Raw genomic sequence first — 13,970 nt, 5'->3', positions numbered from 1 at the left:
GTGGTTAATTGTTTTGAAAAATTTCTTTGGTTAATTGAGGTTCTGCAGTTACGCCGTTGAAAAGATATTCCAGGTTGATACGGGAGTCTTCACCTGTTAAATTCTCTCTTACAATAGACGTCCCTTTCAGATCATTTTCACGATATAAGATTTTGTTATTGGCAGGGATTACGGAGACCGTTTCGAAATAGAGCTTTTGAGAAATTTCTTCTATGGAAGCATGTAATAATAACTGCCCGTTGTCCACGATGATCACCTGGTCAATTAGGTTTTCCAGATCCCTGGTTTGATGAGTGGAAATAAATATGATCCGTTCTTCTGTCATTACTGAGGCAATCAATTTTCTAAACTGCGATTTTGAAGGAATATCTAATCCGTTGGTAGGTTCATCCATCAATATCACTTTGGTATTACAGGCTAATCCAAAAGCAATAATGAATTTCTTCTGCTGACCGAAAGACAAAGCATTGAGTTTACCAGGAACCTCTACCTCCAGTTCCTTTAAATACTTATGGAGTTGTTCCACATTAAAATTCGGATAAAAAACGGCAAAAAGACTTAAGTACTGTTTGATGGTTAATGCAGGGACATATACTTCTTCAGGAATGTAATAAACAGTTCTCAGGAAGGAGGGATTTCTCCTTTTCGGGTTCATTTCATCCACGGTAACGTTTCCATCAGTAGGGAATAAGATACCAGCAATGTTTTTTAGGAGCGTAGATTTACCAGCACCATTTTTCCCCAGCAAACCATAAATATTTCCATTTTGGATGGAAAGGGAGAGGTTCTTATACAGCAAATGCTTGTTGCTGTAACCAAAGGATAAGTTTGAAATATCTATCATCAGTGTAGTAGTTAAGTATTACACTGCTAACGTAGTGAATAGTTTTATAACAAAAGAATATTTTTGAATAAATCTTTAATCGGGGCATTTTAACTCAGCGAACCTTATTCAGTATAGGCTGGTATTCCTTTATTCAATTGATGATGATCCTATGAAAACAGAATTAAAACAGTTTTGTGAATTAATTTGGCAGCAATTAATCCAGACCCAATGAAACTGTTAGTCATAGAAGACGAAAAAGAGCTTTCTGATAGTATTTGTATTTACCTGGCCAGTGAGGATTTTCTTTGCGAGCCGGTTTATGATTATTATGCTGCCATGCAAAAAATTCATCTGAATGAGTATGTATGCATCATTTTAGATATCACACTGCCCAATGGCAATGGGTTGGATGTGCTAAAGGAATTAAAAGCTATGGGTAAGGCAGAAGGAGTGATCATTATCAGTGCCCGTAATTCATTGGATGATAAAATTGCTGGATTACAAACAGGTGCCGATGATTACCTGTCTAAGCCTTTTCATCTGGCAGAGTTGGGTGCGAGGGTAACTTCAATTATACGCAGGCGTTCTTTTGAAGGAAAAAATAAGATCACCATTGATCAGCTTGTACTGGATATTTTTCAAAAGACATTAAAGCTGGACGACTTGGAAATCCCGCTTACCAGAAAGGAATATGAGTTACTGCTGTACTTTGTGAGTAATAAAAATAAAGTGGTCACTAAAGAAGCTATGGTAGAACATTTGTGGGGAAGTAATATTGAGATGGCAGATAACTACGATTTTATTTATGCCCATATTAAAAACCTGCGTAAAAAGCTGGTGCAGGCCGGCTGTCCTGACTATATCAAAGTTGCTTATGGAATGGGTTATAAATTTGTGATCGCGTAATTACTGCAATAATAGACCAGGAATTTGCGGACGGCTTTCCCATTTTTCCTGATGATAATCGGCTGTAATTCTTTTACTGAGCTAAAATAATGAAGCAAAGACCCATTCGGTTGATTTGATTTTTCTTCGTTTTTAAAATGTGGATCTGAGTCAATAAATAAGGCATCTTTCCCGTGGAGCACAGATAGGTCGGCATTAACATAATCAAATTGTAATGCATTTTCGCCAATCACGTTCTGCGAATAGGTAAAACCTTTCATCAGCAGGTTAAGTTCTGCGGAGGTTTTATAACCATCAGCAGAAAATACAAATGTTTTCGGGTACGTTTTCTTAAGTTGTGTAACCTGTGCAGCCAGGTCCTGCCAGCCAAACCATGTATCATCAGACTGTACCGGAAACGGATATAAAATAATCTCTACAACCAGCAACAGATGTATGACAAGAGACAAATAGACCTGGTACGTTACCCATTTTCGGGGGAGATAACCGGCGGCCAAAATCGTACCCGTGATATAAGCCGGCATTAGCCAGTTCAGTTTTACCCAGCAAAAGAACGAAACGAATGTAAAGCCGCAGATCATCGGCAGAAAAAAGCATAATAGAAAAAGTGTTTTTGGCTCAATCCTGGGAAAGCTGAATTGACGTTTTTTACTCACACGGAAAGTATAATAAAATATGGCAATCAATAAAACAGGCATCACCACCAGCAACTGGTGACCGATCAAACCGAAGAAATATTTAAGCTGAATATGTATTCCTGTGGTATCGTTTACCCTGGAAGCACCCTGAAATTTAAAAGAAGCAAAATGATGCTGGGCATTCCAGACGATTACCGGGGAAATAACAATGAAAAAGCTAATTACAGAGAGCCAGAACCATACTGATAGTAATGAACGACGGTATGCTGGTGATAATAATAAAAACAAAATGACCCCGGCAGGCAGTAATATAGCGGTGTATTTACTGTCAAAAGTAAGCCCCATCACTATGCCCGACCACAACCAATAAACGGGTTTGTCTTTAAAAATTGCCTGGTAAATCAGGCATAGTGACCAGGTCCAGAATAAAACCAATGGGGTATCGGGCGTGGATACCAATGATAGAATAGTTACCATTAAGGTGGATAACAATAAATATAAAGCGTTAGTCAGTTTTTGCCCTTCCAGAAAACACTTTCCCAGCTGATAAAACAGGGCTATGCCCGCCAGCGTAGTGCAAGTATCTGCAAATTTTATGGCGATGATATTTTTACCTAAAACAGTAGTAAACATACTGAGCAGATAAGCGATCATGGGCGGATGATCGAAGTAAGACAATGCAGGATGCTGACTGTAGAAAAAATAATAGGCATCCTGTGGCATTGGCCCCATGATAAAAACAAATACAAACCTTAGTAAAACTATAGAGATAACAAGACCTGTTAATAGCTGTTCTTTCTTTTCAGCTTTTTGCTGAAAGCCCTTCATTCTTGTCTTCATAATTTTCCTTACCCATCTTATTTATCCCATTTTTTAAGTATGGCAACTGAATAATAGGCGATGTTAGCTGTCAATTTTGAGGAATGTTTGAAGTTGCTTTCGGAAATTTAGATTAGGGTTAAATTGATATTTAGAAGGTATGATCAAATGATTAAGTATTTGATCTTCTACAGAATTAAATCAGTATTGCCTTATTTCTTTGCTTTTAATTGGTCATGAAATTATTGATTATCGAAGACGAAAAGGATCTGTCGGATAGTATGAAGAATTATTTTGAAGCTGGGTGTAAAGAAATCGTTATTGGCGGGTTGGTACTGGACCTTAAAGGTAAGGCCCTGGTAGTTGATGGTTTATCCGTTCTATTAACACGTAAAGAGTTTAAGCTGTTAACGTATTTAATCACCAATAGAAACAGGGTTGTTACTAAAGAAGCTATCATAGATCATTTATGGGGCGATGATGTAAATCTGTACGATAATTACGATTCGATCTATTCCCATATTAAAAACTTACGCAATAAGCTGATAAAGGCTGGTTGCCCTGATTACATTAAAGCCATCTATGGTATGGGATATAAATTCATCATACCTGTTTCAACAACTCAATGAAACTATTTACCAAGTATAACCGCATCAACCTGACGGTAATGATTGCCGTTTTCATTATTTCGGGGGCCGTTTATTACGGTATTATCAATTTAGTACTGATCCATGAGCTGGATGATACACTGAAAGAATACAAAGAACGTTTGGAGGAATATGTAGGTAAAAACGATGCGCTGCCTGTATTTAAAAACTTTGAAGAGGTAGACGTTAATTACCATGTGATTCCGGCGCCTGTTAAAAAGAAATATTCACTGGTTAGGCTTTACGATCCTGAAGAACATCGTATGGGGATGTTCCGTCAGCTGATTTTCACACAAAAAGTAAAAGGGAAATTGTATGAAATTAATATAGATAAACCACTGGAAGGAACAAAGCTGCTCACGCTGACCATAGTTTTTACTACCCTGGGGATGATGCTGGCTATTATCCTGATTTCTATTTTGGTGAACCAATTGATCTTAAGAAAATTATGGCATCCGTTCTATGCAACTATTAATCAACTGAGAGGATTTAAGCTGGGAAATAAAGTAATGCCAAGTTTACCAGAAACTGATATCGAGGAGTTTTCTTTTATGAACCACACCCTTTCTGAAGTGATTAACAGCGCTAAAGATGATTACAGGATATTAAAGGAATTTACAGAAAATGCATCGCATGAAATGCAGACACCATTGGCTATTATGCGTTCTAAATTAGACCTGGTGATACAAGAGGAGGGATTGTCGGAAAGTCAGAGTGATGCCTTAAAAAGTATTTATTCTGGTATACACCGGTTGGCCAAGTTAAATCAGTCGCTGCTCCTGCTCGCAAAAATAGAGAACCTTCAATATGGGCAGGTAGAACTAATCGATATGGAGGAGCGGGTTAGAGAGAAACTGGACCAGTTTAAGGAGTTCTGGATGGGTAACGGGATTGATGTTATAACTGTTCTGGATCACTCTTCGCTGATTATAAATCCTGAACTGATAGAGATCCTGTTGAATAACCTGTTGAGCAATGCTGGCAGGCATAATGTTAAAGGAGGGAATATTACTATTAAATTGAAAGCAGGACTGCTGCAGATTAGTAATACCGGAAATGGTAAACCACTCGATAAGCTCAAATTATTTAATCGTTTTTACAAAGAAGCGCAGCATAGCCAGCATAACGGTTTGGGGCTTTCCATTGTGAAGCAAATCTGCGATCAGTCTGGCGTGAAGATCCAATATCATTTTGCTGATGAACAACATCATTTTGTGTTTTACTGGGATAGCTTAACGAGCTGATACGACGCTACGCACAGGCTTTTTTGTAGTATTTGTCTTGATACTACTGGAATATTCAGACTTACTTCAGGATTGCGCTGTTTATTTGCTTTCGACCTGTGGAAAATCAGATGGTCAAAGAAATAGTGCTTATGAAATCTTTCTTTTTAATTCTGGCGGTAAGTTTACCCGGATTTATATTTGCTCAGACAGTTACCCCTACTACCCGGGATTCCAGTTTAAGACCGCAAAAAACTTCAGTGATGAGAGGTCAGGATCCACCAAAGGTCCAGTCCTTTATTGTGCCTGCTGTTTTTATCACTTACGGGTTAATTTCTTTGGGTAACAATGCAATCAGGAGACTGGATTTTACAACAAGAGATGAACTGCAGGAAGATCATCCTTTGTTTGCCGATCATCTAGACAATTACATGCAGTTTGCACCTGGGGCAGCAGTGTTTGCCTTAAATTTTTTAGGCGTAAAGGGAAAGCATAATTTAACCGATGCAACAGCATTGTTTGTCATATCAGAAGGTATCATGGGCGTTTCCACGTCTGGGGTGAAAAAGTGGGTAGGAAGGAAACGCCCTGATGGTTCCAATGATGCTTCTTTCCCTTCGGGACATACAGCCAATGCTTTTGCAGAGGCTGAATTTTTAAACCAGGAATACAGGGATGTTTCTCCCTGGATCGGTTATGCCGGATATTTTGTCGCTACAGCAACCGGTGTATTGAGGTTGTATAATAACAAACATTTTGTAAGTGATGTGGTTGCCGGTGCAGGTTTTGGTATTGCTTCTACAAAACTGGCTTACCTGATCTATCCGCACCTGAAAAAACTGGTGCTGGGTAAAAATACTACGATGAAATATTCACTTGCACCGATGTATCAGCAAATAGATCCTTTATCTCAGCAGAGGGCTGCCGGATTTTCTTTAAATGGGACATTCTAAAAAATATATCCTGCTGCTCCTGTTGCCAAGGATTGCCGCTAAATACCTTAAAGCACATCCATTGGTTATCACGGTAATTTGTGGATTTATAGTTGTATTGCTGGCGGTTGTAATCCTCAGAGTAATCAGGAGATGTTATCAGCCAAAAAAGAAACGGCAGGAGCCATTAGCCCCTAACCGTTTTTTCTGGTGGTAATCAAATCGGGATTAAAATGTCGGCCGGGTTTAGGTTTCAGGAGGAAGTAATTGCCGCAATTTTTTGATGTTTTCCTCTTTTCCTGGCTGAAGTACCTGTAATCCATAAAAGGTAAAATAACTATGTACAGTGAGTAATTTATAGTTTGTCAAATTCCATTTTGCATCGGTATAAAATAATCTAAGGTGAACTTCCCACTCTTTTCTTAAGGCCTGCTCATACTGATGATAGTTTGTTCTGGAAAGATGATAAAGGTCTGCATCACAAATTATCTTTTCTAAAATTGTATTGGGTTGCTGGGGGATTTGAGTAGCAAGTATACAGCCTACAACCAATTTCACTATTGCTTCATCTGTTTTGAATAGATTAAGAAACGTTGCAGCGATATTGACACTTTCAAATTCATGGTTTTCATAGGTATAACAATAACCAACATCATGAAACCAGGCTGCGATACATAAGATATCTATTTCTTCAGGGGTTAAGCAAGACTCCAGGGCAATTTCCTTACAAGCTTCAACTACCTCAATAGTATGGGATAAGTTGTGGAAAGACAGATCTTTCCCTAATTTTTGCGTTAGCAGTGCCGTACAAAATTCTTTTACGGTCTTTAAAACTTCGTAGTGCCCCATAACGATAGATAGTTTTGAAACACAATAATAAAAGGGAATTCTGAAGAAATTCTGGATAGCGCTAATGTAAGTTTTTAGTTAAGTTCAGAATTCATACAGAATTACGTAATATATTACCGTTTTGATATCTACATAATGTATAGATAACCTTTAAAGGTTATTAATTGTATTAATAAGGCCATATGAAAGTACAGATTGGAATGCTGATTTGGAAGGAAATGAAAAGACAGGGTTTCTCTCAGGGTAGTTTCGTTAAGCTGTTACGTGACAGAAATGTTTTTCTGAGAGATATTTTTCAGATGGAGACTATTGATGTAAATTCACTCCTACAGATTTCTGATGTGCTGAAGGTCAATTTCTTTCAGTTTTATGAGGCTGAAGAGCTCATCACCTTATTGAAGACTGAAGAAAAAGACACTAAACACGTAGCTGCTTTGAAAGAGGTGATCAAAACGCAGAACAAACTCTTATCTACTCATAAAGAAATGATCAGACAGCAGGATCAATTCATAGAACAGCTGCAGAAAAATTATCCGGCTGAATAGAGGTGACGAATGGATTTCCAATAATGGAAAATGCAAACATAATAACTAATCAACCGGGTAATAGTCAAAATTAGTTTGACTATTACCCGGTTGAATTATTGGTAAAAAAAATTAAGCAACGTTAAATGTAACGCCTGTTAATTCTTCGGTCAGTTTCCACAATTGTTTGGCGCTGGTTTCATCCAGAGAATAAGGTTTTACACCATTTGGGATGGATGAATCGATAGCTAATTCAGCAATATCGCCATCTTCAAGGTATACACCGCCTATTTTATTTAATAGCGGGCTCGTGGCAGCCCATACAGTTGTAGCCGCACCTTGGGGAATGGTTTTAAGCGAATCAATAACTTCCTGTACAGGATTTCCTTTGTCATCCAGGAAGCCAAATTGCTGTAATATTTCTACTGGAGCTTCCCTGGCCAATTCTGTTCCCCAGATATTGCCGGGATGTACTGAATAAACCCTTACGCCAAATGATTTCGCACGATTGTCCAGTTCAAGCGAAAACAAATTGACAGCGGTTTTTGATTGTCCATAAGCCTGTAATGTTTGATATTCATGATTTTCAAAATTCGGGTCTTCGAAATTGAAAGGTGCAAAATGGTGTCCCAAAGAAGAAACATTGATCACTCTTGCGCCATCCGCTTTTTTCAGCGCTTCCCACAATCTGGCGGTAAGCTGAAAAACCGAAAGATAATTGGTGGCCAGTTGTGATTCATTTCCTTTTACATCACGGCGTAAGGGCACGAACATAATTCCTGCGTTATTAATGAGCAAATGTAATGGTCTGCCCGAAGCTAGAAACTTATCCGCAAAAGCGTCAATAGAATCAGGATTTATCAAATCCAATTCTTCTACTTCAACATTGGTTATTCCTTTCAGGTTTTCCTTTGCTTTTTTTACATCTCTTGCAGGTACGATAACCGTTGCGCCTGCTTTTGAGAGCGTTTTAACCGTTTCCACTCCAATACCTGCGCCACCACCTGTAACAATGGCTATTTTTCCTTTAAGGTCAATTCCTTTAATTACATCATTTGTAGTTGAGGTTGCGTTAAACCCTGAACCTATTGGTTTCTGTAACGCTCCTGTATAATTGTTCTGTGCCATTTTTTATTCTATTTATAGTTATTAATGAGAGCGAAGGTTGATGATATAAACCCCCGCCACTTTATTTAAATTTAGGTTATAATTGCTTAAAGATCAGTAGCAGGAGAGGTGATTGTTTTCCTTGTTTATCTGTAAGCATACATCAATCTTTAGAGTCCGTAAATACCGCCGGAAACAGAAATTTTCTCTCCTGTAATCCAGGCTGAATCATCGGAAGCAAGAAATACGGCAACTTTTGCAATATCTTCTGGCTGTCCGGTACGGCCAAGCGGCGTATTGGCAACCAATTTTATTTCAGCATCACTGCCAATAAAGCCAGCGCTATGCGAACCTTCGGTTTCTACAACGCCTGGTAAAATGGAATTGATACGGATGTTTCTTCCGGCAAATTCCTTCGATAAAGAAATGGTAATTGCATCTAATGCTGCCTTGGTTGAAGAATATACAGAGCCTGTGGGCAAAGGTGTATTGCTGGCGCTTGAACTGATGTTGATAATATTTCCGCCTTTATCACCAAATAGTTTTACCGCTTCACGGATGGCCAGCAGCGAGCCTAATACATTGATGTTGAAATGCTGTTGGATAGATTCTGCAGTTACCAATTCAATTGGCGCATACTGATAAATGCCAGCATTGTTTACCAAAATATCCACAGTTCCGAACGTATTTTTTGTTTCGTCAAACAGCCTGATTACATCTGATTCTTTTGCTACATCGCCCTGTAATGCAATGGCTACCCCACCGTTATCGGTTATAGTTTTAACAACTTTATCGGCACCTTCCTGGCTTGAAGCATAATTCACAACAACTTTTGCACCTTCGGCAGCGAAATATTTGGCAATAGATGCACCTATTCCTTTTGATGCACCTGTAACCACGGCTACTTTGTTCTTTAGTTTGCTCATTTTATTTATTGAATTTTGAGCTACAAATTTAGATCAATGGAATTTATATTAGTAACTTTGTATCAAAAAGTAACAGTAACCTTGAAGTAACAAAGTAACTTATGGACTGCAAAAAAGAATTTCAAACAGATCGAAAAAAAGAGATGATGGCTGTCCATGATGCCATGGATGTACTCAATGGGAAATGGAAGATCTATATCATTTCATCTATCTGCCACTATAACAAAAGAAGGTTTTCTGATGTTTTGAATGATATACCTGGTATTTCGAACAAAATGTTGAGCAAGGAATTAAAAGAACTGGAAATCAACAAATTGGTAGAACGTACAGTTTTAGACACGCACCCGGTAACTGTTCAGTATGAACTCACCAAACACGGCAAAACATTACAGACCATCATAGACAACCTGACAAATTGGGGAATGGAACACCGAAAAGAAATCACTGGAAAAGATTAAGGTATCCTGATCAAGTTAGCGTTGCATTGTTTTAAGGTTGTTGAAAGCAAATCAACGTTTAACGCAGACTGCTGGAGATTTGGGTTTTTGACAATTGCTTGTTCGAGAGATCCATCCCTTGTTCAGGCACATACTTATCATATTCTATTTGTTTTGCAACTGCTGCTGCTACTTCTTTCCCCCTCAGTTTTGCAACCAGATGCAAAGCACCATCTATACCAGCCGATATTCCTGCTGTGGTGATTACCCTGCCGTTATCAACATAGCGGACATTTTGAAGCACTTTAGCTTTCGGCACAGCCTTTTGAAGATTTGTTATGCTTTTATGAAAAGTGGTCACTGTAAGTTGATCAAGCAGACCTGCCTTTCCAAGAATAAATGCACCAGTGCAAACAGAAAAATAGCTTTTAGTAGCACTGTCCCTTGATTTTATCCACGCAATAACTTCATGATCATCTGTTGCTATTTCGTCTGAGCCACCAAATACTGCAAAAATATCTGTTTGCGGGGCATCTTTAATGCTGTAATCTGGAGTTATCTTTAAAATTCCCTGTGACAAAAGAGGGGCTTTAGTTTTTGCGACAGTGATGATTTTGAAGCCTGCGTAGGAAAAGACCTCCATAGGCCCTGCAAAGTCGAGAACTTCTACGCCATCATACAAATAGAAACAAATCGTTATTTTTTGATCCTTTGACACTTGTCGGTTTTTCTCGACTAAAGTCATCCCGCAATGCGCACAAACGCCAGGTTGCTGATAAGTAGCGGTATCACATGTACGATTGCATGGCGGACATACATAGGTAGTTTTATTAACCCGCGCAAATGCAAAGCAGGGAATAAAAAAAAGTGCGACTAATAGCTGTTTCATAAATGTACTATTGAAATCCAAAATTAAGTGAATACAATTAACAAATCAGGACAGCCGTAGTCACAATCCGGCCATTATACGATTGTTTTAATCATTTGCTTCTTTAACTAACTTCCGCAGCTGAGCACTGCTTTTAAAACCACATTCTTTCGCTATCCAGGCTATCTTTTGTTTGGTTTTAAGAAGGTGTTTAGCTTTTTCCTGTCTCAGCAATTGAATATATTGTCCGATAGTGATTCCGGTGGCAGATTTGAACAGCCGTGTCAAGTTCCTCGGACTGATAAAAACTAACTCCGCCAGTTCTCCTATGGTTATTTTATGCTGCAAATGTTTAGTGATATAATCCTGTACCTGATGTATCTGATGATTAATATGCTGTCTGTTTTGCAGATAAATGCTGCTTTGTGCTTCAGCTCCATCCCTGCGTATATAAACAACCATATCTTCTGCCACAAGACGCGCAAAAGCCGCCCCGTGCTGCTCTTCAACAAGGTAGAGCGCAAGATCAATACCTGTAGCAATTCCCGCGCTGGTAAATATCCGGCCGCTTTGCACAAATAACTTATTTTCTATCACTTTAAGCAAGGGATATTTTTGTTGTAATGCTGTGGTCCATGCCCAGTGCGTAGTGCAATTTTGTCCATTTAAGAGCCCTGCAGCGGCAAGGGCAAAAGCTGCCGTACAAATTGAAGCTATTGTGGCGCCAGTTGCAGCGGCAGACTGTAACCAGGGTATCCAAAGATGATCATCTGCCCTGTTCCACTTTTCAATTTCCATTCCGGCTACAATGACGATGTCATCCTTATTAACTTTTACTGAGCTGAGTGGTTCAACATGTGTAAATCCAAGACCAGATGAGGTTCCCGGATTGGTATATGGCGAAACATAATGCATATCGTATTTCTTTCCACAACATCCTGATTCATAAAAAACGGTTACTGCACCTGCAAGATCGAGGAGGTGAACACTATCAAATATGAAAAATATAACGCGGTTAGGGGTCATCTTTCAAAGTTAACAGATTAGGGTAAGATTGCTGTGCGACTATCTTATTTTATCGAAAGAAGTGGCATACGGAATGTAAAGCGTGTTTCATCAGCAGTAGAGGTGGCCGTTAAATTTCCTCCGTGCGCGCGGGCTATTTCAGCGGCGATATACAATCCTAAGCCCAGGCCTTGCTGACTTGGAGTGGTTCCCTCCCGTGTGAAGGGTTCAAATAATGTTTCAAGTACATCTTCCGGGATCGGCTTACCACCATTTGAAACTGCAAGCTCAAAATAATTTAGCTCTATTTTAGCGCTTACATTTACAGGCTCATTCGCTGAACCATGTGTAAGGGCATTAGCAACCAGGTTTGACAACAATTGTGAAATACGGCCTGCATCACAAGTAATTGTATTTTTGACTTCAAAATCTACAGTTACTGTTCTTTCAGGAAAGATTACCCGTAACTCCTCTGTAACATGTAAAATAATTGGTTCGATTAATATATCTTTCAGATCTAAGGACAGGCCTCCACCTAACCGTACCCTGGCAAAATCCATTACATTAGTTATCAATTCTTCCATACGCAGGCTGCTGTTTTTAATCATCCCTACAATTGATTTGTCGCGGTCAGATAAGGCAGAGCGGGTTAAAAGCGATGCGCCGGATTTTATTGCGCCCAAGGGATTTCTTAAATCATGACCTAAAACAGCTATAAACTGCTCTCTTAGTGTCGCTAATTCTCGTTCTGCTATTAACGTTTTTTCCGCATCAATAATTGCAAGACGTAAATTTTGCTCATAAACTTTTCTTTCGGTAGCCCGATATACATTTAAACGTATAAATTGTGGTTTGTTATTTTCATCATTTCTAACATAACCATTTAAAAGAACCTGTAGCTTAGTGCCGTTTTTTAATAATAATTCAGCAGATACTTCTTCAAAAAATCCTTGTAATTTTAATAAGGGTGACAAATGGGTTTCATAGAAGATCCTACTGCCCATAGCCAATAAACTGGTGATACGTTTACCAATCAAATCTTCCTTAGTGTAACCTAACCATTCCACTAACCTGGAGTTTGTTCTGATAATTTCACCACTTGGCTTAGTAGAAATATAACCAGATACTGAATGTTCGAGAAAATCCTCAAAATCATTCTCGAGGTTTAAATTGTTTATATTCTCTGGATCTGGCAACATATTATACATAACCTTTCATTGCTGATATAGTTTCCTCGGGGGCACTCAAATGCGGGCAATGGCCAGTTGCATCTAAAATCACAAGCTTACTGTCAACCATTTGTTTATGAATATATTCACCAACTTCTACAGGCGCAATAATATCATTTGAACATTGAAGTATAAGTGCCGGAGTGATACATGAATGAAGTATGCTTCGGCTGTCGGTGAGAAAAGTTGCGCGTGCAAATTGCTTGGCAATAGTTGGGTCGGTACGGCAAAAGCTATTTGTTAATTCTTCACCCAGTTCAGTTTTGTCGGGATTGGCCATTATCAATGGGGCCATAGTCATTGACCAACCCATATGATTTGTATCTAAAGATTCTAATAGTTCATCAATCTCATTTCTGCTAAATCCTCCTATATAATCTTTATCATCAATATAAGAAGATGATGGGGACACTAAAATCAACGTTTTAAATAAGTTGGGGGCCTGTTCTGCTGAAAGTATTCCCATCATCGCACTAACCGAGTGCCCAACAAAAATAATATCTACCAGGTTCAGCTCATTTATAATCTCCATTATATCCTGAGCATAACCATCTAATTCTTTATATTTTTCAGGATGATATGCTGTTAAGTCAGATTTACCTGCTCCTACATGATCGAATAAAATAATTTTATGGCTATCTTCAAATGCAGGTGTGATAAAACGCCACATATTCTGATCACAGCCAAAACCATGTGCAAACAGCATGGGAGATGTACCCTTTCCCTTTATAACTACATTGTTTCTTTTAAGTACATCCATCAAAATCCCCGCTATATTTAAAACTGAATATCTAATTCCCTGCCGATGAAATAGTGTTAAATCGGTTTTTCACAGCATAACGTGTAAAAATACAATTATTTGTTTAAACGAATGAAAATGTATGTTTGGTAATTTCTAAAATCATCTTAAAAGGAGTTTTTCCAGTTCCTGGAGAAACCTATTTTTATGGCGTATTAGAAACCTGCTGGTATTTGTATGTTGTTCAAGAAAATTATAACGCATTCAATAGTATCGGATAGTAAAGCAAGGTGGT

At 38.6% G+C, this 13,970-nt stretch carries 15 protein-coding genes; 6 read left to right on the top strand and 9 right to left on the bottom strand.

Annotated features, from left to right (window positions below; translation table 11 throughout):
* Positions 1-4 precede the first annotated feature (4 nt).
* Positions 5-844 carry an ATP-binding cassette domain-containing protein gene (locus tag GSQ84_RS02150; RefSeq protein WP_158795607.1) on the bottom strand — a complete coding sequence of 280 codons (840 nt, stop codon included), beginning with the start codon at positions 842-844 and terminating at the stop codon, positions 5-7.
* A 210-nt stretch (positions 845-1,054) separates the two neighbouring features.
* On the opposite strand from GSQ84_RS02150, the gene GSQ84_RS02145 reads away from it, so the two are divergent.
* Positions 1,055-1,732: a response regulator transcription factor gene (locus GSQ84_RS02145; protein WP_158795606.1), complete on the top strand. Its 678-nt coding sequence runs from the start codon at positions 1,055-1,057 to the stop codon at positions 1,730-1,732.
* On the opposite strand, the gene GSQ84_RS02140 is transcribed toward GSQ84_RS02145, so the two are convergent.
* Positions 1,711-3,210 carry a glycosyltransferase family 39 protein gene (locus GSQ84_RS02140; protein ID WP_158795605.1) on the bottom strand — a complete coding sequence of 500 codons (1,500 nt, stop codon included), beginning with the start codon at positions 3,208-3,210 and terminating at the stop codon, positions 1,711-1,713. The two genes, GSQ84_RS02145 and GSQ84_RS02140, sit on opposite strands and share 22 nt — an antisense overlap.
* A gap of 215 nt (positions 3,211-3,425) precedes the next feature.
* On the opposite strand from GSQ84_RS02140, the gene GSQ84_RS02135 reads away from it, so the two are divergent.
* The 3 genes from GSQ84_RS02135 (at position 3,426) to GSQ84_RS02125 (ending at position 6,012) form a co-directional block, all read left to right on the top strand.
* Positions 3,426-3,818: a winged helix-turn-helix domain-containing protein gene (locus GSQ84_RS02135; protein ID WP_158795604.1), complete on the top strand. Its 393-nt coding sequence runs from the start codon at positions 3,426-3,428 to the stop codon at positions 3,816-3,818.
* Positions 3,815-5,080 carry a HAMP domain-containing sensor histidine kinase gene (locus GSQ84_RS02130; protein ID WP_158795603.1) on the top strand — a complete coding sequence of 422 codons (1,266 nt, stop codon included), beginning with the start codon at positions 3,815-3,817 and terminating at the stop codon, positions 5,078-5,080. Before GSQ84_RS02135 ends, GSQ84_RS02130 begins: the two co-directional genes overlap by 4 nt.
* 131 nt (positions 5,081-5,211) lie before the next feature.
* The gene (locus GSQ84_RS02125; RefSeq protein WP_174238626.1) at positions 5,212-6,012 is read left to right on the top strand and encodes a phosphatase PAP2 family protein; all 801 of its coding nucleotides are present in this window, start codon (positions 5,212-5,214) and stop codon (positions 6,010-6,012) included.
* Between the two features lie 225 nt (positions 6,013-6,237).
* Here the strand turns inward: GSQ84_RS02125 and GSQ84_RS02120 are convergent, their stop codons facing one another.
* Positions 6,238-6,840, bottom strand: coding sequence for an HD domain-containing protein (locus tag GSQ84_RS02120; protein ID WP_158795602.1), 603 nt, complete (start codon positions 6,838-6,840; stop codon positions 6,238-6,240).
* A gap of 182 nt (positions 6,841-7,022) precedes the next feature.
* On the opposite strand from GSQ84_RS02120, the gene GSQ84_RS02115 reads away from it, so the two are divergent.
* A complete protein-coding gene (locus GSQ84_RS02115) occupies positions 7,023-7,385 on the top strand; it encodes a hypothetical protein (RefSeq protein ID WP_158795601.1) in 363 nt (120 codons plus the stop codon).
* 111 nt (positions 7,386-7,496) lie between these two features.
* Here the strand turns inward: GSQ84_RS02115 and GSQ84_RS02110 are convergent, their stop codons facing one another.
* Together GSQ84_RS02110 and GSQ84_RS02105 are read right to left on the bottom strand one after the other, a co-directional pair.
* The gene (locus GSQ84_RS02110; protein WP_158795600.1) at positions 7,497-8,492 is read right to left on the bottom strand and encodes an SDR family NAD(P)-dependent oxidoreductase; all 996 of its coding nucleotides are present in this window, start codon (positions 8,490-8,492) and stop codon (positions 7,497-7,499) included.
* Positions 8,493-8,641: 149 nt separating this feature from the next.
* Positions 8,642-9,397 (bottom strand): SDR family NAD(P)-dependent oxidoreductase, encoded by a 756-nt coding sequence (locus tag GSQ84_RS02105; RefSeq protein ID WP_158795599.1) that lies wholly within the window; start codon positions 9,395-9,397, stop codon positions 8,642-8,644.
* Between the two features lie 101 nt (positions 9,398-9,498).
* Between GSQ84_RS02105 and GSQ84_RS02100 the strand changes: the two genes are divergently transcribed.
* The gene (locus tag GSQ84_RS02100; protein ID WP_158795598.1) at positions 9,499-9,855 is read left to right on the top strand and encodes a helix-turn-helix domain-containing protein; all 357 of its coding nucleotides are present in this window, start codon (positions 9,499-9,501) and stop codon (positions 9,853-9,855) included.
* A gap of 58 nt (positions 9,856-9,913) precedes the next feature.
* Here GSQ84_RS02100 and GSQ84_RS02095 read toward each other — a convergent pair whose 3' ends face one another.
* The 4 genes from GSQ84_RS02095 to GSQ84_RS02080 all read right to left on the bottom strand — a co-directional run bounded on the left by GSQ84_RS02095 (position 9,914) and on the right by GSQ84_RS02080 (position 13,696).
* A complete protein-coding gene (locus GSQ84_RS02095) occupies positions 9,914-10,723 on the bottom strand; it encodes a DJ-1/PfpI family protein (RefSeq protein ID WP_158795597.1) in 810 nt (269 codons plus the stop codon).
* Positions 10,724-10,810: 87 nt separating this feature from the next.
* A complete protein-coding gene (locus GSQ84_RS02090; protein WP_158795596.1) occupies positions 10,811-11,728 on the bottom strand; it encodes a GlxA family transcriptional regulator in 918 nt (305 codons plus the stop codon).
* Between the two features lie 44 nt (positions 11,729-11,772).
* The gene (locus GSQ84_RS02085; RefSeq protein WP_158795595.1) at positions 11,773-12,906 is read right to left on the bottom strand and encodes a PAS domain-containing sensor histidine kinase; all 1,134 of its coding nucleotides are present in this window, start codon (positions 12,904-12,906) and stop codon (positions 11,773-11,775) included.
* 1 nt (position 12,907) lies between these two features.
* Entirely contained in the window at positions 12,908-13,696 is a 789-nt protein-coding gene (locus GSQ84_RS02080; protein ID WP_158795594.1) for an alpha/beta fold hydrolase, read from the bottom strand.
* Positions 13,697-13,970: the final 274 nt, after the last annotated feature.

It is taken from the genome of Pedobacter sp. L105 (assembly GCF_009765875.1).
In the GTDB taxonomy this organism is placed as follows: Bacteria; Bacteroidota; Bacteroidia; order Sphingobacteriales; family Sphingobacteriaceae; genus Pedobacter.
Note: the sequence above shows the minus strand (reverse complement) of the source record. Positions and strands in the feature narration are given on the sequence as shown.